The sequence below is a fragment of the Acinetobacter lwoffii genome (assembly GCF_024129735.1).
GTDB lineage: Bacteria > Pseudomonadota > Gammaproteobacteria > Pseudomonadales > Moraxellaceae > Acinetobacter > Acinetobacter lwoffii_H.
The window spans coordinates 1-23,026 of sequence record NZ_JAMXXK010000044.1 but is presented as its reverse complement, the minus strand read 5'-3'; the positions used below and the strand labels follow the sequence as shown (position 1 = coordinate 23,026).

Here is a 23,026-nt window from a genome sequence, read left to right as displayed (position 1 = left end):
TTTTTAGTTTTAAAATTTAGTCTGCTCGAATCCAGGTCTGGTTACGGCCTAGAACTGAAACGCCTATGCTGGCACGTAAGGTTAAACGTTTACCGGTATTGTTTAAACGCATTTTTGCATCATAAATTTTACCTGCCAATGGATCGATAATACGACCTTTGTCATAATTTTTGGTGCCTTCAACCAGTTTTAGGCCTTTTAAAATGGTCATGCCTAAAATAGGCTGATTGGTATAAGGTGCAGGGCAGTTATTGCATTTTTCACGTGGATTATAGTCTGGGCGAGGCGTGATTTTTACAATTTTGCCTGAATAGGTATTATTTGCTTCTTTGCTAATGACGATAATCGCTTTAGCCGCCCCCGTTTTATCATCAATTTGTTGCCAGGTCCCGGTAATATCGTCTGCCCACAAATTCGTCATACATCCTGCTGTAAGCGCGGCAAGTAATATTTTTTTAAACATAGAGAGTCATTCCAAAGAATTTTTATCATCGCCCGCTCATGTTAGAAATCTTACTAAAATAGTCAACACTTATCTGCATACTATAGAGTTGATACACTAAAAAAAGCTGCCAATTTGGCAGCTTTTTTGAATAATGAGAATTAGGTATTAATCTTGGCGAATCCAGGTCTGGCTACGGCCTAAAGCGGACACACCCACATAACCACGCAAGGTTAAACGTTTACCATTGGCATTTAGACGCACTCGAGCGTCATAAACTTTACCTGCCAATGGATCAATCACTTTACCTTTTTCATAATTGTTGGTGCCTTCCACATGTTTTAAACCAGTCAATACATCCATGCCCATGATCGGCTGATTGGTATAAGGCGCGGGACATTTATTGCAGGTCTTTTGTGGAGTATAGCCTGGACGTGGAGTCACTTTGATAATTTTTCCGGCAAAAGTCCCATTATCATTTTGACGAATTTCAATAATCGCTTTTGGTGAGCCGGTTTTATCATCAATTTGCTGCCAGATGCCAGTCAGATCCTGTGCATAAGCAGTCCCAGTCATCAGTGCAGCGATGAACATTAATCCTAATTTAGTTTGTTTCATTATATTTATCCCTTTTTTATAGATGAATAAAATATCCCCAACACAAAAGTGCTGTTTTTATTAATCCTGGCGAATCCAGGTTTGTGTGCGACCAATTGCAGATATCCCGATATATCCACGTAAAGTCAGTCGTTTCCCATTGGCAGAAATCCGGCCTTTTAAATCATAAATTTTGCCGGTGAGTGGATCGAGTACCCGGCCATGTGCATAGTTATTTTTGGTGGTAGGTTTTAGTCCTTTAATGACGTCTAATCCCAAAATCGGTTTATCAGTATAAGGTGATGGACATTTGACACATTTTTCTCGTGGTGTATAACCTGGGCGAGGTGTGACTTTAGTAATCGTTCCGGTATACGAGCCATCAGCCTGAGTTTTCATTTCAATCAATGCTTTAGGTGAACCGGTTTTATCATCAATCTGTTGCCAGAGACCAGATAACTCCTGTGCAAAGGCCAGAGAGCTAGTGAATAAAGAAGCTGAAAAAACAGTTAAAAGTGCGATTTTATACATGCGATATCCTTATCCTTATTTTTTTATAAACATTCACCTAATTCCATGTGGTGAATGCTGATGCAAACTACGTTAATACACTTTCATAATCTATATTGCATGAAAAAAGCATATGTTTAATATTCATACAACCTAATGCATTAAAATGCAAGTTTCTATCTACTAAAGCATAACTCCATCACATTTTTTTAATTAAGCAGGAATTAATCCTGCTTAATCCAGGTTTGACTACGGCCAAGCGCTGATACCCCGATATAACCACGTAGAATAAGACGTTTCCCATTGGCACTTAATTTTGCCTTGGTGTTATAAAGATTCCCTGATAATGGATCAAGCAGCTTGCCTTGAGCAAAACTGTTATTGCCGACGTGCTTTAAGCCAGTGAGTACATCCAGACCAAGAATAGGTTTATTGGTATAAGGTGCGGGACAGGACACACAATTTTCTTTCGGAGTATATCCAGGACGCGGGGTGATTTTTGTGATCTTGGCAGCATAGACGCCGGAAGCCGTCTCACGAATTTCCAGGAATGCTTTAGGTGAACCGGTTTTGTCGTCAATACTTCGCCATGTTCCTGAAATATCGGAAGCCAAGGCCAGATGGCTGAAAGAGGCTAAAAGTAAAGTTGAAAAAAATTGAACCTTATTCATATATCTGTTCCTAGGTTGGATTAGAGTTCTTACTCTATAGTAAGAACGATTACCACATAAAACAAATGATTAATTTGATTCACTAGTCACATTTTTTGCAAATAAAGTATAAACGTAGGCAACCAGACCGCGGTAAAGACTGCATTGACGGCCATACCAAATGCGGCATAACGTCCTGCAATACTGCCACGCTGCCAGGCCTGAGCTGTACCAATGGCATGTGCGGCTAGTCCTAAAGCCAGTCCGGAGGCACGTTCATCATTGATATGTCTCAGAATAAATGGAGAAAAAGCTGCACCAATCACACCAGAAAGAATCACGATTAGAATGACCATGCTGATGGGTGCATCCAGCAGGGTGGCAATATTAATCGCAATTGGAGTGGTCACTGCGCGGGTAGCAAACGCCATAATATCTGCAGAGGACATATGCAGCAGATAAGCCAGTCCCATCGGCAAGGCGACAGCACTGATACTGGCAAAAACCAAAATGCCGATAATGGCTTTGAGCGGCAAGTCATCGTAGCGCATCGCGGCCAAAGGGATAGCAAGTGCGACGGTCACATAGCCGAGTAAATGGTTGAAAAGTGGATTAACTTCATCCATGTAATTTTCATAGGGAATGCCGAGCGCAAATAAAATCACCAGTACAAAGAACATGCTGAACACGATGACGGGAATTTGCGGAATGAACCGGTTACAGGGTTTGGCAATCAGATAGGCGATGAGGGTAACCGCAAAGCCATACAAAATAGATAACATGCGGAACTCCTATAACCAGCGCTTGGCCATTTTGGCGTAAATCCATAAAGGAATCAGGGTGCTGAAAAACATGATGAACAGAAAGGCCGGAATTTTCTGGCCCATATGTACCAGCATCATCAGTGCACCTGCACTGACAGGCAGGAAAGCAAAGGCGCTTTCCTTCATCAGTTTGTTATTGGTATCCACGAGGCGAGCGGGGAGTTTGCCAAAGTAGCGCCAGGTAAACAGCGCAATTAAAAGGCTCAATAACCCGACCAGATTGCCTAATTCAGGATGATTCAGTTGAGTCATTAACCAGACCGAAGCTTCCCGAAAGACAATAATAAGTAACAGGGTGCCGATCCATGCCGGCCAATCTATTCGTTTTATCCAGTTCATTGCTATGATCATTAATATTAATAAGTTTACTTATCAAGTTTTACTCGATCTTTGACTGGATTTCAAACGCTTCCAGTGGACGTTGAAATTGCTGCGCCTGTTTGCCCAGGATTTCATCTAAAGGTAAATGCGCCTGTTTAATCAACTGTTCCAGTTTCTGTGGGGCAATTCGAATATGAAGATGCAGCTGGCCTTCATCATCATAATGTTCAGACTGAATCACATTCAGACCATAGAGCTGGTTACGCAGCTTGCCGTAGGCAGGTTTCAGGATTAAATCGAAGGACTGTAGCTGCCCCATCAAGGACTCATGTACCGCTTTACGCAGCAGGTCGATACCTTCGCCACTATGTGCCGAGACATAGACCCGTTCCGGTTCGCCCGGGCGTCGATAAATAATTTTGGCTTCTTCACCGCTACAGTCAATTTTATTGTAGACCTGAAGGATGGGAACATCGGCCCCAATTTCTTTCAGCACTTTTTCTACAGCTTCAATCTGCTCCAGCATTTCTGGGCTGCTTGAATCAATGACATGCAGTAACAGCGTGGCTTCTACGGTTTCCTCCAAAGTTGCTTTAAAGGATTCCACTAGAGAATGTGAAAGATTACGGACAAAACCGACCGTATCGGCCAGCACCAGATTGCCAATCCCATCCCATTCCAGACGCCGTAAAGTAGGGTCCAAGGTTGCAAACAGCTGATCGGCTGCATAAACATCGCTGTTGGCGAGTAAATTAAACAGGGTCGACTTGCCGGCATTGGTATAGCCGACTAAAGATACTGTTGGCACAGCCGCTTTTTGACGGGCAACACGGCCTTGCATCCTGGTCTGGCGGACTTTATCAATACGTGCCTTGAGCTGTCCCATACGGATACGCAGCAAACGGCGGTCCGTTTCCAGCAGGGTTTCACCCGGGCCACGTAGACCGATCCCGCCTTTCTGGCTGTCGAGATTGCCACGACTACGAATTAAACGTGAAGATAAATGTTGCAGCTGTGCCAGTTCGACTTGCAGCTTACCTTCATAGGTACGGGCACGCTGGGCAAAAATATCTAGAATCAGTTCAGTACGATCGACCACACGGCATTTGATCACCTGTTCCAGATTTCGGGCTTGGGCTGGGGTTAGGGCATGGTCAAAAATAACCAGATTGGCATCCAGTTCCTCAACACGTTCAGCAATTTCTTCTGCCTTGCCGGAGCCGATAAAAAATTTGGCATCGGGTTTGACCCGCTGAGCATAAATATGTTCCAGAATTTCAGCATCTGCAGACTGGGCCAGTAAACGAAACTCTTCAGCATCAAGGTCATCCAGCATTTGTACGCTGACACTCACCAGAATGACGCGCTCTTTCCCTCGATGTTGTTGTAAATATTCCACTCAGGCCAATCTCCACTTGAAAACTTTAGTGTAGTTGAAAAAGGGCTGTGCAGATACTGAATTAGCGCGGCTTTGGTTTAGAGTACGCTGATAAACAGTTGTGCAAGTGTTACCAGTACCACGGCATAGATGAAAGTGCCGCCCAAAATATATTTGAGCACTTGTAAAGGTTGAGGTGTGTCGTTCGCGGGCTGGGTTTGATCTGGCATGGCTACGATCCTTTTCAATCTAATATTTCGATAGTTTTAGTTTGAATGATTTTTTAATCCAATTAAAATTGAAGATATAGATGGTATTGGTCGATTTTTATTATCAATGCAAGTTGCGAATGAACAGTATAGAATGAGTTTAATTCGTGGATATTCCCTGTATCTCGCTTAGGATTTAATGACGTTTTTATGAATTCAACTGTACAAAACCAGACTCCAGATATCGAAGGCTTGGCCAAGTTTTTCCTGTATAGCCGGAAAATCACAGCTTCATTGGCTACCATTAGTGAAGGGTTTTACTTGGTTTTTCGTCATGGCTTATATAAAAATCCGAATAAACCGACCAATACGCGCTATGTGCAACATTTTTGCCGTCAGTTATGCAAAGTATTCAATATCGAAGTGCAGGTACATGGCGAGATTCCACGTGAACCCGCCTTATGGGTCAGTAATCATGTGTCCTGGCTGGATATTGCCGTTCTGGGTTCCGGAGCGCGCGTATTTTTTCTGGCAAAAGCAGAAATTGAGAACTGGCCGATTTTAGGGAAATTGGCCAAGGGAGGGGGTACCTTATTTATTAAACGGGGTTCAGGAGATTCCGTCAGGATTCGTGAACAAATTACCGGTTTCCTGAAACAGAATATTCCGGTGCTGTTCTTTCCTGAAGCGACGACTTCTGATGGGCGAGCCATCAAAAAAGTGCATGGCCGGATTTTAGGCGCCGCGATTGAAGCCCAGCGTCCTGTACAAATCTGTCTGATTTGTTATGTGAATCAGCAGGGCGAACTGGATATGGTTGCGCCGTTTGTCAATGACATCTGTTTTGCCGCCCATGTCAAAAAAGTACTGGAAATGCCGCAAGTCATTGCACATTTAGTGGCTTTACCTGCAATTGCCACTGAAGGGCATACGGTTGAAAGCCTGACCCGTGTGGTTCAGGAAAAAATGCAGACAGGTTTGGTTGAACTTCAGTCACGGGTATTAAAAAAGCCTCAATAAGATAATCCGAGTTAGTTTGTAAATTGATCGACTTTAATTTTTTTATACATGGATTATAGAGGATACGTGGAAACGTCACCCGCAACTGTCTGAGGCAGGACGATATTAAAAAATGATTGTTTTTGCGATGAATCTGATCGTTGATCATAGTGGACGAGTTTTGCGGGTGACAAATGGTTTTGGCTACTTTTGCCGAAACAAAAGTAGCATATAGACTATAATCGTTTAATTTAAAATGAAAAGATGCTGTTGTTCACTGAAAATAATTAAGGAGTTTTTTCTAAACTCGTTAATTGACGCCATTATTCCATAAGAAACTTTTTAGGATTGCTGTTCAAAGAATCAAACTTACATAAAGCCTTCAATAGGCAGCCACGACACCAGTTTAAGTCCAGCTTTCTGATACCATTTCATTTTTGGTTCTTTGGTAAACGTTTGAACGTCACCATTGGCTTTCTTGATTTTCCAGTTAATGTTCTGATTCGCATCCAGCACCAGTTTATAAGCATATTTGCTTAAATTTTTGTCCATGGTGTCGTGTACTGCACGTGCCAAAGACGGACTGTTTAGCAATACGCCAATTTCAGTATTCAAATAGGCTGAACGCGGATCAAAGTTAAAAGAACCAATAAATACCTGTTTTTGATCCAGCACCATTAACTTGGCATGCAGGCTAGAACGACTCAGTCCTTTCAAGCTGACTTTGGCTTTTTTCGAAATTTCCTCAGTATTGGCATTTAGGTGATTGGCTTCTGGCGCTGCTAAGAACTCATACAGCTGCACCCCATTTTTCAATAGATCCTGACGATATTTGGCGTAAAAAGCATGCACCACAGCAACGTCGTTGGCCTTAAAAGAGTTGGTCAGGACGCGAACCTTGATATTTTCATTCGTCAGTTTCTTTAAACGGTCTGCACCAATTTTTTCCGGAACAAAATAGGCAGAGACAATATCGACACTTTGTTCAGGTTTTTCCAGACGCTGTAATAACTGGAAATTGAGATGTTCTTCGGTTTTGGCTTTGGCTTTGATTTTGCTCGGTGGGTCTTTGACTACTTCGGCTTCAACCCAATCCAGCTGAATGTTTTGTTCCAGCCATTGGTCAAAGGCTCTGGAACGATTAGCCAGATCCAGATAATTTTGAGTCGCTGGATCCTGACTATGGGTTTCTAGCTGTTGTTTTAAGCTTGGAAAACGTAAGCCATGATGCCGTGGATTCACCACCTCTTGCACCGGATAGGCATAATCATCATTCCAGTATTCATCGAAGGAATGAATGATTTCATCCGATGCTGCACCGACCAGCATCACATCGACATCGGAGAACTGATAGCTTTCACTGACATTATAATACTGGTTGCTCATATTGCGCCCGCCAATCAAGGCAATCTGGTTATCGGCAATAAAGCTTTTATTATGCATGCGGCGGTTAATGCGTTTTAAATCCAGCACCATGTCCATGGCGCGGTATTTACGGAAGCGATAGGGGTTATACAGTTTGACATCGATATTTTGATGCTGGTTTAAGGCCAGATAAATCCCTTCCATTTTCTTGGCATTATTGTCATCCATCAACAGGCGCACTTTTACGCCACGATCCGCTGCCTGAATAATCGCATGCAGGGCGAGGGCACCGATCCGGTCGTTATCCCAGATGTAATATTGCAGATCCAGACTGCGTTCCGCTTTATTAATCAGCTGAATCCGCGCAGCCAGTGCTTCAAGCGGATCATACAGCACGCGATAACCGGTCAACCCGATGTTCTGATCACGTAAAGGTTCAACAATTTGTGCCAGGCTGGTTTGCGATGTATCCGTTTCAAATGCCATCTGGCTTGGCTGTTCGGTTTGCTTGGGTAAGGTGCTACACGCAGGTAGACCCAGAACCAGACTACAGCTCAGTAAAATGCCGGCTTTATAGCGATGAGTACGTATAAAACTTGAGGATTGAAGATGAACTTGATCGCGGGGAGCAGTGGCCATATAAGTCGAAGAATGAAAAATTAGAATTGAGTATAATTGCCAGCTATGAAAAGATAAATATAAAGCCAGTAATCTGCTGCTCGACTGAATAAGGCCAATTTATGTGGGATTCGAATTCCGTACTGTTTTATTTTTATTTGGGAATGGCGATTTTAGCCATCTGGGCTGTGGCTCAGGCATGGTCGAGCCAATCACGTACCGAAACCATTCATCCCTTTAAAGCTTTTGGTCATTTGCTGGCTTTTTATCTTGCCTATTTATTAATCCCTTTGGTTTTCTTCAGTATTTATGCTGGATGGACGGGATATTATTCACTGCATGAAGCCATTTTTGTATTTCTGCTTAGTGGGGTTCTGACTTATGCTCGCTTTATCGAGCCGCATTTAATTCAAGTGAAAACGACACAATATCAGATCAATGCAGATAAACGTTTAAAGCAGCCAGTAAAAATCGCCCTGATTGCAGATTTGCATATCGGTCTGTTTTCGGGTCATGAGCGTCAGTTGCGACAAATTGTACACAAATTAAATCATATTCAACCTGATTTGGTGGTGGTTGCTGGCGACTGGACTTACGAGCCAGAAAATAAACTGGCACAGGAATTGGCAGTTTTAAAAGAGATTCACGCTCCGGTCTATTCAGTCAATGGTAACCATGACGAGCAATATCCCGGACCGCCGATTCGCGAACTGTTGCACTATGCACTGCAAGTCAATCAGGTCATGGATATCGAAGGTCAAATTGTCGAATTTGATGAGTTTCGCCTTTTGGGCGTGGGTGATCTCTGGGCTGGAAAAGCCGATATGCGCAGTTTGCCAGACTTGCCTCAGGACAAGCCTTGGGTCATTCTTTCGCATAACCCGGATACGGTCGATATGATTCCCAAACTGCCAACGCGTCCTCTGATGCTGTCTGGGCATACTCATGGCGGACAGGTAGAGCTGCCTTGGCTAACTAATTACGTCATGAAAAAGGTTTCAATTTTGGGACATAAAAAGGGCATGTACCGCCATGAACATGCAGATGTGTTCGTTACTGTCGGTACCGGCTTGGTCGGTGTGCCTTTCCGTTTCCGGGTGCCGCCTACCATTGATATTATTGAACTGATTTAAATTCAGTCGACGTGCTGTACCACGTTAACTGATGATCCAGACCAGAATCAATAACACCACCGCGACGGCCGCCATCATCCAAATTTTCTTTTCGATTTTTCGGGTTGGCACATTTTCACGTAATTGTTGCGCAGTGATTTCAGCTTCTGTGGATGTGCTCAAACTAGGATGGGTGGGGATTTCCAGTGGCGGTGTCACCAGGTCGATATCACCGGCATCATCACTAAAGCGTGGACCGGTACTTTCATGCTTCATGACCACATCATGTTCCCGCACAATTTCATCAATCACTTGCAGTGCCTGAGCTTCATCCAAGGGCGTATTCTCGGTGATATAGCGAACAGCTTCTAATTTTTTATCATCTTCCAGCAAAATAATGATATTGACCAACTGCTCCTGCGAGAGGTATTCAATAAGATCCTGCATGGCCTTGCCTCATTTTTTTGAATTGAGTTCATTTGATTGTTGAGCAAATTTAACGAGATAAGTAGCCGAGTTTTGTTGTGAAATCATAAAAAAAGCCAGCATCGAGTGCTGGCTTTTGAATCGATCTAAAACCTTAGATCTGATTGTTTACATCATCATTCTTGGTTTCACGAATCAGTAAAAACGCGACAAGCGAGAGGATAGATGCTGCGGTCAGGTAATAACCGACTGCAGACAGACCATAGGCCGTTGCCAGCTTGGTTGCGATTAGTGGTGCAAATGATGCGCCGAAAATACCTGCCAAGTTAAAGGTTAATGCAGAACCTGTATAACGTACTGAAGTCGGGAAGATTTCAGACAATACAGTACCGATTGGCCCATAAGTTAAGCCCATGATCGCCAGACCAATACACAAGAACAGGAACACCACCAAAGTGCTGCCAGATTCAAGCATATCTGCAAAGAAGATACCGAAGATCGCAGAAATGACACATACCGCAATCGAAGTGGTCTTACGGCCAAATTTCTCAGCCAATACTGCTGAAAGCGGGATAAAGGCAGCAAAACATAGGGTTGCAACTAACTGCAATTGCAGGAATTCTTCACGAGAATAACCGAGTTGTTTGGTTCCCCATTGCAATGCAAATACCGTAGTAAGATAGAACACAACGAATGTACAGATTGCAGCAATCGTACCCAGAACCAGCATACGAGAATGCTTTTTGAATACCTGAACAAAAGGAACATTCACCTCTTTTTGTTTATCTAGTACTTTCTGGAAAGCAGGTGTTTCATGCAATTTTAGACGAATCCATAAACCGACAATTACCAACAAGGCACTTGAGATAAACGGAATACGCCAGCCCCACGCCATAAAGTCAGCTTCAGACATGAAAGCGCCAAGGGTCAGGAAAGAACCTGTTGCCAGAATAAAGCCGATCGGAGCACCCAGTTGCGGGAACATGCCATACCAGGCACGTTTGCCTTCCGGGGCATTTTCAGTTGCAAGAAGTACCGCACCTGACCATTCACCACCCAGACCCAAGCCCTGACCTAAACGGCACAGTGCAAGTAACAGTGGTGCAGCAATTCCGATTTGCGCATAAGTTGGCAATAGACCAATCGCAACGGTTGAAATCCCCATAGTCAGCAAAGCTGCAACCAAGGTGGCTTTTCGTCCGATCCGGTCACCTAAATGACCAAATAATGCTGCACCAATCGGACGGGCAATAAATGCAATGGCAAAAGTCGCAAGAGACTGAATGGTTGCGGTCATCGGATCTGTACTGGTAGGGAAAAACAGATACGGAAAAATAATGACAGCAGCGGTGGCATAAATATAAAAATCGAAGAATTCGATTGTAGTGCCTACCAAGCTTGCTGTTAAAACGCGAAATTTTGAATTTTGTGCTGGCTGAGCAGCAGAATTAGACGACGCCATGGAAAACCTTACACTTACTAAAAATAAAAAAACTTAGTTTTAAAAGCGTAATCTTTTTAAAAAAGGCGTAATTTTTTAAAAAAACAACTGCAATCTTCTCGCTTCAACTCGCTCAGGGTCACTGAAATGAAAAAGGAGATGATTAAATCACGTAAAGATAGATAGACAGAAAATGTGATCCTGCGCCTATCAATACAAATATGTGCCAGATAGCGTGGGTATATCTTACTCTTTTTAAAGCGTAAAACAATGCACCCACGGTATAAGCGAGTCCACCAATGATGAGAAAGGTTAAAGATTGAACACTTAAATATTGCTGCATATCATCAATCACCAGCAGCGCCAGCCAGCCCATGGCCAGATAAGCCGCTAAAGAAAGTTTCTGGAAACGATGAATGAAAACGAACTTGAAAAGTGTACCAAGAAGGGCAATCACCCACAGTGCAATCAATAAATACTGGGCTTTGGCGGTCGGAATGGCAATCGATAGGAAAGGGGTATAAGTTCCGGCGATTAAATAATAAATCGCAGTATGATCGATTTTTTTATAAAAATAACGGCGGTCTGCTGCAGTGGCCATGTGGTAAAGCATGGAAGCAGAAAATAACAGAATCATGCTCAGTGCATAAACCCAAAGACCAATCCATTGTCCAGTACTCAGGTAAGACCCTTTAATAATCAAAAGAATACCGGCAATAATGGACAGCCCGGCACCTACACCATGACTAATATAGTTAATCCGTTCCTCATTTTGATCATAATCTGGAACCAGTGGAGCATTCTGCATGATTGTCATTCTTTTTCAAATATACACTTGTATAGTAATTCAATTTTGCTTTTAGGTTAAGAAGATTTAAACTTGATGCGCAATTCATTTCAGGTTTTATCTATGTCAACGTTGGCAACTCTCTCAGATCAGGAACAGCAATTCTTGGATACCTTTCAGCAAGCTGTTGAAAGGAATCAATTCGATCGCCTGATCTTAAGCCAGTATAAAGGTGAACTGCAGGATTTAGAGAAAATGACCTTGCGAGTCATTACATTAAATGAACAGCGCGTATTGAGCTGCCTGTATCGTTACAAGACGCAGGATGTCACCAAGAATTATCCTTTGGATGAAGCATTATTTCAGGTTACTTCACTACTGGCGTGTTGCAAACAAGCCAATCTGATCACCGTCGATGAAGAATTACAGCTGAAAAAAAACAAGAAAAAAGCCATGTTAACGCGCAGTAAACATAAAGTAGCGATGAATCAGGCGAAGCCTGCTGAACAAGGTCATGACCGGATTAAACAACGTTTTGTCGATCAGGACAGTATCTTTCTCCAGCATCTCGGGATTACCGATCAAAAAGCGCAAATTATTCCGAGCATGGCGCGCAAATGGAAGCAGATTAATAAGTTTGTGGAAATTTTCTCAGGTGCCCTGGCGCAGATTAAGCCACAAGCCGAAGGCCTGCGCGTGGTGGATTTTGGTTCGGGTAAAGGCTATCTGACCTGTGCTTTATATGACTATATGCAAAAACATGGTCAAACGCCGCATGTCACGGGGGTAGAGCTTAATCCGAAAATGGTTGAATTCTGCCAGAATGTCGCGCAGCAATCTGGTTTTGATCAGCTGGACTTTTTCCAGGGGGATGTGCGTACTTATGCGCCAGAACGTCTGGATGTGATGATTGCCTTACATGCCTGTGATGTAGCAACAGATTTTGCGATTCATAGCGGGATTCGCCTGAATGCACAGATGATCATGTGTGCACCGTGTTGTCATAAGGAATTGCGTCCGCAGTTGCAGGCGCCAAAAGTCCTGAGTCCGATGTTACAGTTTGGTATTCATGCCGGACAGCAGGCCGAAATGCTGACTGATACCATACGTGCTTTACTGCTCAAAGCTTATGGCTATGAAACCAAGGTATTTGAATTTGTGGCGCTGGAACATACCAGTAAAAATAAAATGATTCTGGCGACAAAACGCAAAGACTATCAACAACCTGATCAAGTGGTTCTGGCACAAATTCAGGCCTTAAAAGAGATGTATGGAATCCAGAAACATTCACTGGAATTATTGCTCAATGATCAGTGGGATCAGCAGGGAATTGGTTCTAAATGCTAAATAGTCCAGAACTGAAAATAGTGTCCGGCAGCTGGAAGGATTTGGCAGCGCATGCCAAAGCGATTCGTGAAGCCGTGTTTATTCAAGAACAGCATATTGCAGCTGAAGATGAATGGGATGCTGAGGATGCGGTTGCTGTACATTTCATTGTTTTTCAGCAGGGTCAGGCGATTGCTACAGCACGCTTATTGTCAAATAATAGTATCGGTCGGGTTGCAGTCCTAACAACAGCACGCGGTTTAGGTGTTGGTCAGCGCTTGATGCAGGCCGTGATTGACTATGCGCGTGCAGAGCAGCGTAAGTTGGTAAAGCTGTCTTCGCAAGTGCACGCCATTGGCTTCTATCAAGCGCTGGGATTTGAAGCTCAAGGTGATGAATATCTGGATTGTGGAATTCCGCATATTGATATGTATTTAAAGCTTTAATTTTCAGCCATTCAAATACGAAAAAGCGAGGCATTGACCTCGCTTTTTTATGCATAGACTGAATCTGGATCAGTGGCCATGTGCTGCATTTGAGCTGTGCTCGGCATTATCCATGTTGGCATGTTCTTCAGCTGACATATGATGCTCAGTGGCTGTCGTATCTGTAGGAGCCACATTGGCAGCTTCACGTGCTTCACGATCCGCTTGCGCTTTGGCAATGGCTTCTGGAGACATCGTCGGTGCATTTTTAAAAGCGTGTTGCTGAGTGTTCTGTTTATTTTGCTGGCTTGGCATGTAATCCGGTTCATTACTTACTGCAAGCCAAAAAATAAGCATGAATAATCCACCTAAAATACAGAAGATAATAAGTGCTTTCCAACCCCAAGGAGATTTTTCAGGTGAACTGTGATCAGTCATAGGTCTTACCCACGTGGATACCAAACTTATGTAACTTTATAACATAAATTAATCAAAAAGCAGATCAAAATCTGTCATCACATAACGCTGTTCCGTGCTTGAAGCAAATCTGAAAGATAAAAAAAGAGGAAACACGTTCCTCTTTTATTTAAGTGCTCAAATTATTGAATCGGCTGGGTGTGTGCTGCGCGATCTTTGAGGAGCTGTGGAGCTTTGAAGCGTTCGCCATATTTATTTTCAAGTACTTTGGCACGGGTCACAGCTCTGGCCAGACCATACTGATTCAAGAATTGTACTGCACCGCCCGTCCAGGCGGCAAAGCCAATACCAAAAATGGAACTCACATTGGCATCGACCACGGATTCCAGGACACCTTCTTCCAGACAGCGTACGGTATCTAGTGCCTGTACAAACAGGAAGCGGTCAATCATTTCCTGTTCAGAAATATCGTTGTCTTTTTTCCAGTGGCTGAGACCAGACCAGAGCTGCTTTTTGGCATCGGCCGGATAATCATAAAAACCTGCGTCTGCAACCTTACCTTTACGGTTAAATTCGTGAATCATGCTGTGAATCACGTCATCCGCAGGTGATTTAGTGATGGTCTGACCTTGTGCTTCTAAAGCTTTGTATCTTTCATTGGCTACATGTTCAGACAAGGTCAATGACACTTCATCCTGAATCGCCAACGGGCCCACTGGCATACCGGCTTTGAGTGCAGCCATTTCAATTCGCGCTGGATGTACACCTTCTGCCAGCAGGCGTAAACCTTCCTGTACAAAGGTACCAAACACGCGGCTGGTAAAGAAACCACGGCTGTCATTCACCACAATCGGTAATTTGCCAATTTGCTGCACGAAGTCGAAAGCTTTGGCCAGCGTTTCTGCCGAGGTATTTTTACCTTTGATAATTTCCACCAGCTGCATTTTATCGACCGGACTGAAGAAATGCAGGCCGATAAAGTTCTGATCATTTTTTGAAGCCTGGGCTAACTCTGTAATCGGCAGGGTCGAGGTATTCGAAGCCATTACGCCGTTGCTGGCAAGATATTGTTCTGCCTCTTGTGTAACTTGAGCCTTGAGTGCGGGATTTTCAAAAACTGCTTCAATGATCAGGTCACAACCGGCTAGATCTGTATTAGATGCAGTTGTTTGAATCAGGCTTAAAACCTGATCTCGTTTCTCGGCTGATAAACGCCCCTGAGCGACTTTTTTATCCAGCAGTTTCTGGCTATAGGCTTTGCCTTTTTCAGCCGCTTCGATTGAAATATCTTTTAATACCACAGGAATGCCTGTGCTGACAGTCGCATAGGCGATCCCAGCCCCCATCATACCAGCACCTAGAATACCGACTTTAGTGGCTTTCCACCTTTCAATACCTTGAGGGCGACTGGCGCCGGACTTGTTTGCATTCAGGCCATGCCAGAAGGTACCAATCATATTTTTAGAAATTTGACCGATGGCAAGATAAGTAAAGTAACGTGATTCAATGGTCAGGGCTGTATCGACATCGACCTGTGCACCTTCTACCGCAGCCGACATGATTGCTTCAGGTGCAGGGTAGCAGCCTTTGGTTTTATCGCGTAGCATCGCCGGAGCAATTGCCAGCATTTGGGCAACTGCTGGTGTCGAAGGGCTACCACCCGGAATTTTATAGCCTTTTGCATCGAATGGCTGCTGAGATTTTGGATTGGCTTTGATCCAGGCAATGGCCTTTTCCAGCAATTCATCGGTACTGTCTGCGACATCATGAATTAAGCCAAGAGATACGGCTTTATCGACTCCAAACTGTTTGCCTTCCATCAATAAAGGAAGGGCATTTTGCAGACCGAGCAGGCGGACGCTACGGACGATACCACCGCCACCTGGTAATAAACCCAATGTGACTTCAGGCAGGCCAAATTTGCTTTTAGGGTCATTCAGGGCAATACGATGATGGGCACACAAGGCAATTTCCCAACCACCGCCAAGCGCCGTACCATTCAGTGCAGCAACCACAGGAATACCGCGAGTTTCGATATAGCGTAGTTTGGCTTTCATCTCTTCAATCATATTGAAGAATTCAGTTGCATGTTCAGGAGTAGCTTGAATCAGTTCGTCCAGATCACCACCAGCAAAGAAAGTTTTTTTCGTTGAACGGAAAATAATCCCGGCAATATCTTCATCTGCTTGTAACTGGGCAACGACTTCATCCAGTGCCGTGCGAAAGTCGGCATTCATGGTATTGGCAGACTGGTTTGGAGAATCAAAGGTCAGAATGACAATATTATCTTTATTTTTTTGATATTGAATTGCGCTCATTATTTTTCTCCTTATACCAGTTCAATAATAGTTGCGATGCCCATACCGCCACCCACGCAAAGTGTGGCTAGTCCACGTTTTTTGCCCTGGCGTTCTAACTCGTCCAGTAATGTCCCTAAAATCATCGCACCAGTCGCACCGAGTGGATGTCCCATGGCAATTGCGCCCCCGTTAACATTCACCTTGGCAGGATCAACCTTCATCTCATTGATAAAGCGCATCACCACGGCAGCAAAGGCTTCATTGACTTCAAACAGGTCAATATCATCAATTGTTAAACCGGCTTTCGCCAAGGCCTTACGAGCAGCCGGGGCAGGGCCGGTCAGCATAATGGTCGGATCTGCACCGACCAGTGCCGTCGCCAGTACTTTGGCACGTGGCTTCAGACCTTGTTCTTTTACTGCTTGTTCCGAGGCCAATAAAACCACAGCCGCGCCATCGACAATGCCTGAAGAATTCCCGGCATGATGCACATGATTGACAGCACCGACTTCAGGATATTTTTGCAGGGCAATTGCATCAAAGCCCATTTGCCCCATAGTGGCGAAACTTGGATTGAGTTTGCCCAGGCCTTCTGCAGTCGTTGTCGGTTTGATAAATTCGTCTTTGTCCAGAATTACTACACCAGCTTTGTCTTTTACTGGAATAACAGAGGCGTTGAAATAACCATTGGCTTGAGCGGCAGCTGCTTTCTTTTGTGATTGTTCGGCAAACTGATCCACATCTGCACGGCTATAACCGTCAATGGTAGCAATCAAATCTGCACCAATACCTTGTGGAATAAAGTCACAGGCCATATTGGTCTCAGGATCCAGTGCCCAGGGCCCGCCGTCTGAACCCATCGGCACGCGGGACATGGATTCGACTCCACCTGCAACAACCAGATCTTCCCAGCCAGAACGGACTTTTTGTGCGGCCAGATTGACAGCTTCCAGACCGGACGCACAAAAACGGTTAATTTGCACACCCGCTACATCATTGTCCCAGCCGGCAGCGATGGCAGCCGTTTTGGCAATATCGGCACCCTGATCACCAATCGGGGTAACACAACCGAGCACGATATCATCCACTTTTGCGGTATCAAACTGATGACGCGCCTGAAGTTCGTTGAGTAAGCCAGTCAATAAGGAAATGGGTTTTACCTGATATAAAGATCCATCTTTTTTGCCTTTTCCACGTGGGGTACGAATGGCGTCAATAATATATGCCTCGCTCATAGCTTGTCCCTTTTATTGATTTGATGAAATTTATTCTAATGACTCGAGTGTAATACTTAATTTTTGAAGTGCAATGACGAGAACGGGCCAGATCATTTGAGCGATTTAGCCAATTCTAACCATAAAAAAAGCCTAAGCTAGGGAGCTTAGGCGGAGAGAAACGATTTTAATTTTTGACGGTTCGGTAGTATCAGCTTAATGATAACCGTGTAATTGACGATACAGACCCGGAGTCACACCTGTCCATTTTTTGAAAGCACGGTGGAAGGTACTGGTTTCACTGAAACCGACCTGTTGTGCGACATCTTCAAGGGTAAGATCAGGGTTAAGTAACAGGTGAATTGCGGCATCACGACGCAATGCATCTTTCACACCTTGATAGCTTTTGCCTTCGGCTGCCAGACGACGACGCAAGGTTTGCGGTGATAGATATAACATCGATGCCACATCATTCAAGGTTGGCATTTCTTCACCAATCTGGCTCTTCAGCACATCACGGATTCTGGAGGTCAGTGAATTGGTATTTTTGAATTTCACCAGCAGTTGGGCCGGTGCTGCTTTCAAAAACTCTTCCAGAGTTTCTTCATTCTGGCGAACGGGCAGATCCAGATAGTCCGCAGCAAAGGTAATTTCGGTGCGTGGCATGTCAAACTGCATCACTGGTGCAAAGAATAAAGCATCATATTCATCAGCATGGGCTGGACGCGGATAGCTAAAGTGTACGCGTTCCAGCGGTACACGACGCTCAATAAGCCAGGAAGCAAGGCCATGCCAGATCATTAGCATACTTTCGGTAATAAAGTGATCCGGATCCATTGCATTTGGAATCAATGGCACCAGACGTGCTTCATGCTTGTCACGTTCCAGGGTCACCGACCAGTCATCACCGAAGAGTTTGTAGAACTGGGAAGAAAGTTCCAGTGCATCACCGAGGGTTTTGGCATGAATAATCAGCTGGCACATGATCGCAAACGTACCCAGACGGCGTTGCTGTTTGTCAAAGCCGACATGCTCGTCCTGGGTCACCATCCACAACATTTTAATAAAGCGGGTATATTGTTCAGGCGAAATACGCGCTTTGGGCTGATGCAGCAGCTCTGCTTCAATCCCGACGTGAGACAATAAAGTATCGACATCCATGCCCAGACGTTTAACGCCAGATAAGGCAGCATTGACGAAGTGGATACTGATCGTATCACGACTCATGTTTAATCCTTCAGTCTCTTTAATGTTCACTAATAATTGACCTAAATGACGAAAAATAATAAAGCAATGGCAATTTACAAGAATACCTTTGCCATTTTCTTACATATTAGATTGCCGAAACTATCAAGGTAAATGGCTGAACATGACATTGTTTTTGTGCATTTATGTGCCTAAGATGCTGAAAAAAGCAATATAAGTAGAGCAAATACTCCAATGTCATATGTATTAAAAGGATTGAAAATCCTAGATTTTTCTACACTTTTACCCGGCCCGTTTGCCACATTATATCTTGCTGATTTAGGTGCAGAAGTTGTGCATATTGAATCACCAACCCGACCGGACCTGTTGCGATTAATGCCACCCTTTGCCAATGGACAGGCCACTTCACAAAGTTATTTGAACCGAAACAAGCAATCGGTTGCACTGGATTTGAAAGATCCTGCGAATATTGAACTGGTTAAATCCAAGATTGCAGATTATGACATTGTGATTGAGCAATTCCGTCCCGGTGTAATGCAACGTCTTGGGCTAGACTATCAAACCTTAAGCGAAATTAATCCAAAATTGATTTACTGTTCCATTACCGGTTACGGCCAAACTGGCACATATAAAGATAAGGCAGGGCACGACATTAATTATCTGGCTTTATCCGGAATTGCCGGACACAGTGGCCGGATTGAAAATGGCCCACCTGCCTTGGGGATTCAGGTCGCTGATGTTGCGGGTGGTTCCATGCATGCCGTGATTGCGATTCTGGCCGCGGTGATTGAACGTCAGCAAAGCGGAAAAGGGCAATATATTGATATTTCCATGACCGATTGCGTGGTGACGATGAATAATCTGGCGGCTTCTGCCAGTCTGGCCGGTAATCAGCATCAACGGCCTGAATCAGGGTATCTGAATGGCGGTACTTTTTACGACTATTATGAAACCCAGGATGGGCGTTATCTATCGATTGGCAGTCTGGAACCACAATTTATGCAGGGATTGGCACAGGCTTTAGAGCTGCCGATTCTTCTGGAAAAAGGCGCCTCTTATGCCGCTGAAGATCATGCTGCGGTGAAGCAGGCGATTCAGAATAAAATCAAGACTAAGTCTTTATCTGAATGGCAAACGCTGTTTGCCGCGTTGGATGTCTGTGTTGAACCGGTGCTCAAACTTGAAGAAGCGTTACATTCCGATCTGGCCCAGCAGCGGGGATGGATAGTACAGGTGCCACTCAAATCCAGCAGTCAGCAGACCGAAGCACAATTGGCTTGTCCGATTAAATTTTCACGTTCTACGATACGCTATGAGTTTGTAGGACAGCAATTGGGAGAAAGTCAAAATTGGTAATATTCTTAACGTGTTAATTAGATTATTAGTGAAATGAGAGGAAATTTTTCCTATATGAAAATAAGTAATAATAATTGAAGATTTTCATCATTATTACTTTAAATTTAATCCAGTGCTGTAAATACCGAGATCCGTGAAACTTTGTCAGGCTTATCAATAAAACCGCTATGAAATATGTATAAAAAGCATTTTATTGATAGGTTCAATCTCGCTATCCTTGCCGGCGATATAATAGAAACTACTAGCTGTACGCCATGTATTTATATACTGATTTTGATCAGCAACTGATTAATGAACGTGTTGCACAGTTCCGTGACCAAACGGAACGTTATTTAGCCGGTAAACTCACTGAAGATGAGTATCGTCCGCTTCGTCTGCAAAATGGTTTGTACGTACAGCGTTATGCGCCAATGTTACGTATTGCCGTGCCTTATGGTTTGATGAACTCAAAACAACTTCGTAAAGTGGCTGATTTGGCAAAAGAATATGACCGTGGCTACGCGCATATTTCGACCCGTCAAAACATCCAGTTTAACTGGCCTGCGCTGGAAAATGTGCCGGATATGCTGGCTGAACTGGCCACTGTGCAAATGCATGCGATTCAGACTTCAGGTAACTGTATCCGTAATACCACGACGGATCAGTATGCCGGTGTGGTTGCAGGTGAAATTGCCGATCCACGTCCGACTTGTGAATTGATCCGTCAATGGTCAACCTTCCATCCGGAATTTGCTTTCTTGCCACGTAAATTCAAGATTGCAGTCTCTGCGCTTGAAGAAACTGACCGTGCAGCCACTGCATTCCACGATATCGGTGTGTATATCGTGCGTAATGAAGCAGGCGAAATGGGCTATAAAATCAAAGTCGGTGGTGGCCTCGGCCGTACGCCAGTGATTGGTAGCTTTATTCGTGAGTTCTTGCCACGTGAAGACCTGATTGCTTATTTGGAAGCAGTCCTTCGTGTGTATAACTTGCATGGCCGTCGCGACAACAAATATAAAGCGCGTATCAAGATTCTGGTAAAAGCCTTAACACCAGCAGTATTTGCCGAGAAAGTTGAAGCTGAATTTGAGCATACGATTAAAACACTGAAAATCGATGCAGACACTTTGGCAAAAATGGATGAGAACTTCACGCCATTCGATTATCAAGATTATGCAGATGAAGATTTCACTGAATTGTTCGCGCAATATCCGAAATTCAAACAGTGGTTCAATATCAATACCAATGCACATAAAGTGAAAGGTTATCGTATTGTGACGATTTCACTGAAACGTGCCGGAATTGCACCGGGTGATGTCAGCACCGAAGAAATGAACCTGATTGCAGACCTTGCCGATCAGTACACTTTCGGTGAGCTGCGTACCACGCATGAACAAAACATTTCCCTGGTCGATGTACCACAAAAAGATTTGTTCGCTGTATGGCAAACCCTTGACCAAAATAACCTGGCACGTGCGCATATCGGTTTCTTGACCGACATCATCTGCTGCCCAGGCGGTGACTTCTGTTCATTGGCCAATGCGAAATCCATTCCGATTTCTGAAGCGATTTCCCGCCGTTTTGATGATCTGGATACGATTTATAACCTAGGTAAACTGGATCTGAATATTTCAGGTTGTATGAATGCCTGTGGTCATCACCACGTGGGTAACATCGGTATTTTAGGTGTAGACAAGAAAGGTGCAGAATTCTACCAGATCACTTTAGGCGGTAATGCCGATCATGATGCTTCGATTGGTGACATTCTTGGCCCATCATTTGCAGCCGAAGTCGTGCCGGATATCGTAGAAGAAATTCTGAATACTTATCTTGATCTGCGTCAGGATGGTGAAGAGTTTATCGATACTTATCGCCGTGTCGGCATTCAACCATTTAAGGAGCGTGCATATGCTTAATACCGCACTTCAAGTGCTCTCTAAAGATGGCACGATTGCAGACAATACCTATCAATTGATGGGTGAAGATGGTGTTTTGCCTCAGGGTGATGTGGTATTAACTGTTGAACAGTTAGATCAAATTACCAATGTGACAGGCAAAAAAGCATTGTACTTAACTGTAGATGCTTCGCCTGAAACCAATGATTTTCCGCTCGATCAGCTCGATGCAATCTTTATTGAGTTTGCCGGTTTTAATGATGGCCGTGGTTATTCATTTGCAGCACTTCTTCGCCGTCAGGGTTTCCAGGGCGAACTGCGTGCTACTGGAGATGTATTCAAAGATGTACTGAATTACATGAAGCGTTCTGGTTTCGATACTTTTGTGATTAAAGAAGGTAAGGATATTCAGGAAGCTGCTGCTGGTTTGAATGATTTCAGAAATCCGTATCAGGCATCGACTGCGGTTGCACAGGCACATTATCAAACAGGTGCATAATTTAAATTAAGTTACTGTCAAAAAGCCGGATTGATTCCGGCTTTTTTATGTCTTGATAAAAACCTTTAATTTTCTTCAAGTTGACAGTTGATCATCCAGTGGATTCCAAACTGATCGCTAAAGGCGGCATAAAGTGCGCCCCAAAAGGTTCTTTCTAGCGGCATCTCAATTTGACCATTCACCGATAAAGCATCAAATAAGCGTTTAGCTTTATGTTGTTCATGGGCATGCAAATTAATTGAAATATAGTGATTATTCCCTTTATTGAGAGCAGCATTATTTTGCGCACAAAATTGCTCAGTGGTATCAGATCCCATTAACTCCATAAATGCATTAATTGGTAATGATACATGCAGAATAAGATTTTTATCGGTTTCAGAAAGTGTACTGCCTTGTTCAGATGGCATTTCACCATAACGGGTAAGATTTGAAAATTCACCACCAAAAACAGATTTATAAAAATTAAAAGCTGCTTCGGTTTCACCCTGGAAATTAAGATAATGATTGAGTTGCATAGCGCACCTTTGTTGTTGTTTTTATGGTTCTAATTTAACAGGCTTAAACTAGGGTCTGTTGACATTTACTGTTCATAATTAACCCTATAAAGGTAGCCATAAAAATATACAGGCTAAAGCGACAGAACTTTGATAATTTCTTTTGAGCTTGTCATATCGAGTAGCTATTCCTCTAAATTGCTTTAATCTACAAAACATATTTTCAACTAAAT

At 43.7% G+C, this 23,026-nt stretch carries 24 protein-coding genes and 1 pseudogene; 7 read left to right on the top strand and 18 right to left on the bottom strand.

The window, feature by feature from the left end:
* Positions 1 to 16: 16 nt before the first annotated feature.
* The 8 genes from NI469_RS12230 to NI469_RS15890 form a co-directional block, all read right to left on the bottom strand.
* A complete protein-coding gene (locus tag NI469_RS12230) occupies positions 17 to 463 on the bottom strand; it encodes a DUF2147 domain-containing protein (RefSeq protein WP_004281686.1) in 447 nt (148 codons plus the stop codon).
* Positions 464 to 610: 147 nt separating this feature from the next.
* A complete protein-coding gene (locus NI469_RS12225; protein WP_004645963.1) occupies positions 611 to 1,060 on the bottom strand; it encodes a DUF2147 domain-containing protein in 450 nt (149 codons plus the stop codon).
* Positions 1,061 to 1,120: 60 nt separating this feature from the next.
* Entirely contained in the window at positions 1,121 to 1,570 is a 450-nt protein-coding gene (locus tag NI469_RS12220; RefSeq protein ID WP_253102425.1) for a DUF2147 domain-containing protein, read from the bottom strand.
* A gap of 203 nt (positions 1,571 to 1,773) precedes the next feature.
* On the bottom strand, positions 1,774 to 2,220 hold the full coding sequence (locus tag NI469_RS12215) for a DUF2147 domain-containing protein (protein ID WP_168730866.1): 447 nt from the start codon (positions 2,218 to 2,220) through the stop codon (positions 1,774 to 1,776).
* A gap of 86 nt (positions 2,221 to 2,306) precedes the next feature.
* Positions 2,307 to 2,981, bottom strand: a complete 675-nt coding sequence (locus tag NI469_RS12210) for an LrgB family protein (RefSeq protein WP_004732186.1) — start codon at positions 2,979 to 2,981, stop codon at positions 2,307 to 2,309.
* Between the two features lie 9 nt (positions 2,982 to 2,990).
* Positions 2,991 to 3,362, bottom strand: coding sequence for a hypothetical protein (locus tag NI469_RS12205; RefSeq protein ID WP_004281691.1), 372 nt, complete (start codon positions 3,360 to 3,362; stop codon positions 2,991 to 2,993).
* A 40-nt stretch (positions 3,363 to 3,402) separates the two neighbouring features.
* On the bottom strand, positions 3,403 to 4,743 hold the full coding sequence (gene hflX, locus NI469_RS12200; protein WP_253175312.1) for a ribosome rescue GTPase HflX: 1,341 nt from the start codon (positions 4,741 to 4,743) through the stop codon (positions 3,403 to 3,405).
* Positions 4,744 to 4,820: 77 nt separating this feature from the next.
* Positions 4,821 to 4,952 (bottom strand): hypothetical protein, encoded by a 132-nt coding sequence (locus tag NI469_RS15890; RefSeq protein WP_005263660.1) that lies wholly within the window; start codon positions 4,950 to 4,952, stop codon positions 4,821 to 4,823.
* Between the two features lie 189 nt (positions 4,953 to 5,141).
* On the opposite strand from NI469_RS15890, the gene NI469_RS12195 reads away from it, so the two are divergent.
* Positions 5,142 to 5,951 (top strand): lysophospholipid acyltransferase family protein, encoded by an 810-nt coding sequence (locus NI469_RS12195; protein ID WP_253175310.1) that lies wholly within the window; start codon positions 5,142 to 5,144, stop codon positions 5,949 to 5,951.
* A gap of 348 nt (positions 5,952 to 6,299) precedes the next feature.
* Here the strand turns inward: NI469_RS12195 and NI469_RS12190 are convergent, their stop codons facing one another.
* On the bottom strand, positions 6,300 to 7,934 hold the full coding sequence (locus NI469_RS12190; RefSeq protein ID WP_253175308.1) for a phospholipase D family protein: 1,635 nt from the start codon (positions 7,932 to 7,934) through the stop codon (positions 6,300 to 6,302).
* A gap of 101 nt (positions 7,935 to 8,035) precedes the next feature.
* Here NI469_RS12190 and NI469_RS12185 point away from each other — a divergent pair, with 101 nt between their 5' ends.
* Positions 8,036 to 9,046, top strand: coding sequence for a metallophosphoesterase (locus NI469_RS12185; protein ID WP_004281695.1), 1,011 nt, complete (start codon positions 8,036 to 8,038; stop codon positions 9,044 to 9,046).
* Between the two features lie 24 nt (positions 9,047 to 9,070).
* Here the strand turns inward: NI469_RS12185 and NI469_RS12180 are convergent, their stop codons facing one another.
* The 3 genes from NI469_RS12180 to trhA form a co-directional block, all read right to left on the bottom strand.
* On the bottom strand, positions 9,071 to 9,472 hold the full coding sequence (locus NI469_RS12180) for a hypothetical protein (protein WP_004732173.1): 402 nt from the start codon (positions 9,470 to 9,472) through the stop codon (positions 9,071 to 9,073).
* A gap of 133 nt (positions 9,473 to 9,605) precedes the next feature.
* A complete protein-coding gene (locus tag NI469_RS12175; RefSeq protein WP_004281697.1) occupies positions 9,606 to 10,913 on the bottom strand; it encodes an MFS transporter in 1,308 nt (435 codons plus the stop codon).
* 142 nt (positions 10,914 to 11,055) lie between these two features.
* Complete coding sequence (gene trhA, locus NI469_RS12170; RefSeq protein WP_216986273.1) at positions 11,056 to 11,700, bottom strand: PAQR family membrane homeostasis protein TrhA; 645 nt, start codon at positions 11,698 to 11,700, stop codon at positions 11,056 to 11,058.
* Positions 11,701 to 11,802: 102 nt separating this feature from the next.
* Between trhA and NI469_RS12165 the strand changes: the two genes are divergently transcribed.
* Entirely contained in the window at positions 11,803 to 13,026 is a 1,224-nt protein-coding gene (locus NI469_RS12165) for a class I SAM-dependent methyltransferase (protein WP_253175302.1), read from the top strand.
* A complete protein-coding gene (locus tag NI469_RS12160) occupies positions 13,020 to 13,451 on the top strand; it encodes a GNAT family N-acetyltransferase (protein ID WP_253175300.1) in 432 nt (143 codons plus the stop codon). The genes NI469_RS12165 and NI469_RS12160 overlap by 7 nt, the downstream gene beginning before the upstream one ends.
* A gap of 69 nt (positions 13,452 to 13,520) precedes the next feature.
* On the opposite strand, the gene NI469_RS12155 is transcribed toward NI469_RS12160, so the two are convergent.
* From NI469_RS12155 to NI469_RS12140, 4 genes are all read right to left on the bottom strand, one after another.
* Complete coding sequence (locus tag NI469_RS12155; RefSeq protein WP_253175299.1) at positions 13,521 to 13,868, bottom strand: hypothetical protein; 348 nt, start codon at positions 13,866 to 13,868, stop codon at positions 13,521 to 13,523.
* A 161-nt stretch (positions 13,869 to 14,029) separates the two neighbouring features.
* Positions 14,030 to 16,165 (bottom strand): 3-hydroxyacyl-CoA dehydrogenase NAD-binding domain-containing protein, encoded by a 2,136-nt coding sequence (locus tag NI469_RS12150; protein WP_253175296.1) that lies wholly within the window; start codon positions 16,163 to 16,165, stop codon positions 14,030 to 14,032.
* A gap of 11 nt (positions 16,166 to 16,176) precedes the next feature.
* Entirely contained in the window at positions 16,177 to 17,382 is a 1,206-nt protein-coding gene (locus NI469_RS12145) for an acetyl-CoA C-acetyltransferase (protein ID WP_191731268.1), read from the bottom strand.
* Positions 17,383 to 17,577: 195 nt separating this feature from the next.
* Complete coding sequence (locus NI469_RS12140) at positions 17,578 to 18,588, bottom strand: AraC family transcriptional regulator (protein WP_064097078.1); 1,011 nt, start codon at positions 18,586 to 18,588, stop codon at positions 17,578 to 17,580.
* Positions 18,589 to 18,801: 213 nt separating this feature from the next.
* Between NI469_RS12140 and NI469_RS12135 the strand changes: the two genes are divergently transcribed.
* The 3 genes from NI469_RS12135 (at position 18,802) to NI469_RS12125 (ending at position 22,299) form a co-directional block, all read left to right on the top strand.
* Positions 18,802 to 19,923, top strand: a complete 1,122-nt coding sequence (locus NI469_RS12135; protein WP_253175294.1) for a CaiB/BaiF CoA transferase family protein — start codon at positions 18,802 to 18,804, stop codon at positions 19,921 to 19,923.
* Positions 19,924 to 20,177: 254 nt separating this feature from the next.
* Entirely contained in the window at positions 20,178 to 21,821 is a 1,644-nt protein-coding gene (locus NI469_RS12130; RefSeq protein WP_004281706.1) for a nitrite/sulfite reductase, read from the top strand.
* Entirely contained in the window at positions 21,814 to 22,299 is a 486-nt protein-coding gene (locus NI469_RS12125) for a DUF934 domain-containing protein (protein ID WP_005106136.1), read from the top strand. The genes NI469_RS12130 and NI469_RS12125 overlap by 8 nt, the downstream gene beginning before the upstream one ends.
* A 65-nt stretch (positions 22,300 to 22,364) precedes the next feature.
* Here NI469_RS12125 and NI469_RS12120 read toward each other — a convergent pair whose 3' ends face one another.
* Positions 22,365 to 22,814 (bottom strand): VOC family protein, encoded by a 450-nt coding sequence (locus NI469_RS12120; protein ID WP_253175292.1) that lies wholly within the window; start codon positions 22,812 to 22,814, stop codon positions 22,365 to 22,367.
* Between the two features lie 65 nt (positions 22,815 to 22,879).
* Positions 22,880 to 23,026, bottom strand: a pseudogene (locus NI469_RS12115) (IS5/IS1182 family transposase); the annotation flags it as partial.

Coding starts and splice junctions, on each gene's coding strand:
- NI469_RS12230 (WP_004281686.1), bottom strand. CDS start 463: ATGTTTAAAAAAATATTACTTGCCGCGCTTACAGCAGGATGTATGACG.
- NI469_RS12225 (WP_004645963.1), bottom strand. CDS start 1,060: ATGAAACAAACTAAATTAGGATTAATGTTCATCGCTGCACTGATGACT.
- NI469_RS12220 (WP_253102425.1), bottom strand. CDS start 1,570: ATGTATAAAATCGCACTTTTAACTGTTTTTTCAGCTTCTTTATTCACT.
- NI469_RS12215 (WP_168730866.1), bottom strand. CDS start 2,220: ATGAATAAGGTTCAATTTTTTTCAACTTTACTTTTAGCCTCTTTCAGC.
- NI469_RS12210 (WP_004732186.1), bottom strand. CDS start 2,981: ATGTTATCTATTTTGTATGGCTTTGCGGTTACCCTCATCGCCTATCTG.
- NI469_RS12205 (WP_004281691.1), bottom strand. CDS start 3,362: ATGAACTGGATAAAACGAATAGATTGGCCGGCATGGATCGGCACCCTG.
- NI469_RS15890 (WP_005263660.1), bottom strand. CDS start 4,952: ATGCCAGATCAAACCCAGCCCGCGAACGACACACCTCAACCTTTACAA.
- NI469_RS12195 (WP_253175310.1), top strand. CDS start 5,142: ATGAATTCAACTGTACAAAACCAGACTCCAGATATCGAAGGCTTGGCC.
- NI469_RS12190 (WP_253175308.1), bottom strand. CDS start 7,934: ATGGCCACTGCTCCCCGCGATCAAGTTCATCTTCAATCCTCAAGTTTT.
- NI469_RS12185 (WP_004281695.1), top strand. CDS start 8,036: ATGTGGGATTCGAATTCCGTACTGTTTTATTTTTATTTGGGAATGGCG.
- NI469_RS12180 (WP_004732173.1), bottom strand. CDS start 9,472: ATGCAGGATCTTATTGAATACCTCTCGCAGGAGCAGTTGGTCAATATC.
- NI469_RS12175 (WP_004281697.1), bottom strand. CDS start 10,913: ATGGCGTCGTCTAATTCTGCTGCTCAGCCAGCACAAAATTCAAAATTT.
- trhA (WP_216986273.1), bottom strand. CDS start 11,700: ATGCAGAATGCTCCACTGGTTCCAGATTATGATCAAAATGAGGAACGG.
- NI469_RS12165 (WP_253175302.1), top strand. CDS start 11,803: ATGTCAACGTTGGCAACTCTCTCAGATCAGGAACAGCAATTCTTGGAT.
- NI469_RS12160 (WP_253175300.1), top strand. CDS start 13,020: ATGCTAAATAGTCCAGAACTGAAAATAGTGTCCGGCAGCTGGAAGGAT.
- NI469_RS12155 (WP_253175299.1), bottom strand. CDS start 13,868: ATGACTGATCACAGTTCACCTGAAAAATCTCCTTGGGGTTGGAAAGCA.
- NI469_RS12150 (WP_253175296.1), bottom strand. CDS start 16,165: ATGAGCGCAATTCAATATCAAAAAAATAAAGATAATATTGTCATTCTG.
- NI469_RS12145 (WP_191731268.1), bottom strand. CDS start 17,382: ATGAGCGAGGCATATATTATTGACGCCATTCGTACCCCACGTGGAAAA.
- NI469_RS12140 (WP_064097078.1), bottom strand. CDS start 18,588: ATGAGTCGTGATACGATCAGTATCCACTTCGTCAATGCTGCCTTATCT.
- NI469_RS12135 (WP_253175294.1), top strand. CDS start 18,802: ATGTCATATGTATTAAAAGGATTGAAAATCCTAGATTTTTCTACACTT.
- NI469_RS12130 (WP_004281706.1), top strand. CDS start 20,178: ATGTATTTATATACTGATTTTGATCAGCAACTGATTAATGAACGTGTT.
- NI469_RS12125 (WP_005106136.1), top strand. CDS start 21,814: ATGCTTAATACCGCACTTCAAGTGCTCTCTAAAGATGGCACGATTGCA.
- NI469_RS12120 (WP_253175292.1), bottom strand. CDS start 22,814: ATGCAACTCAATCATTATCTTAATTTCCAGGGTGAAACCGAAGCAGCT.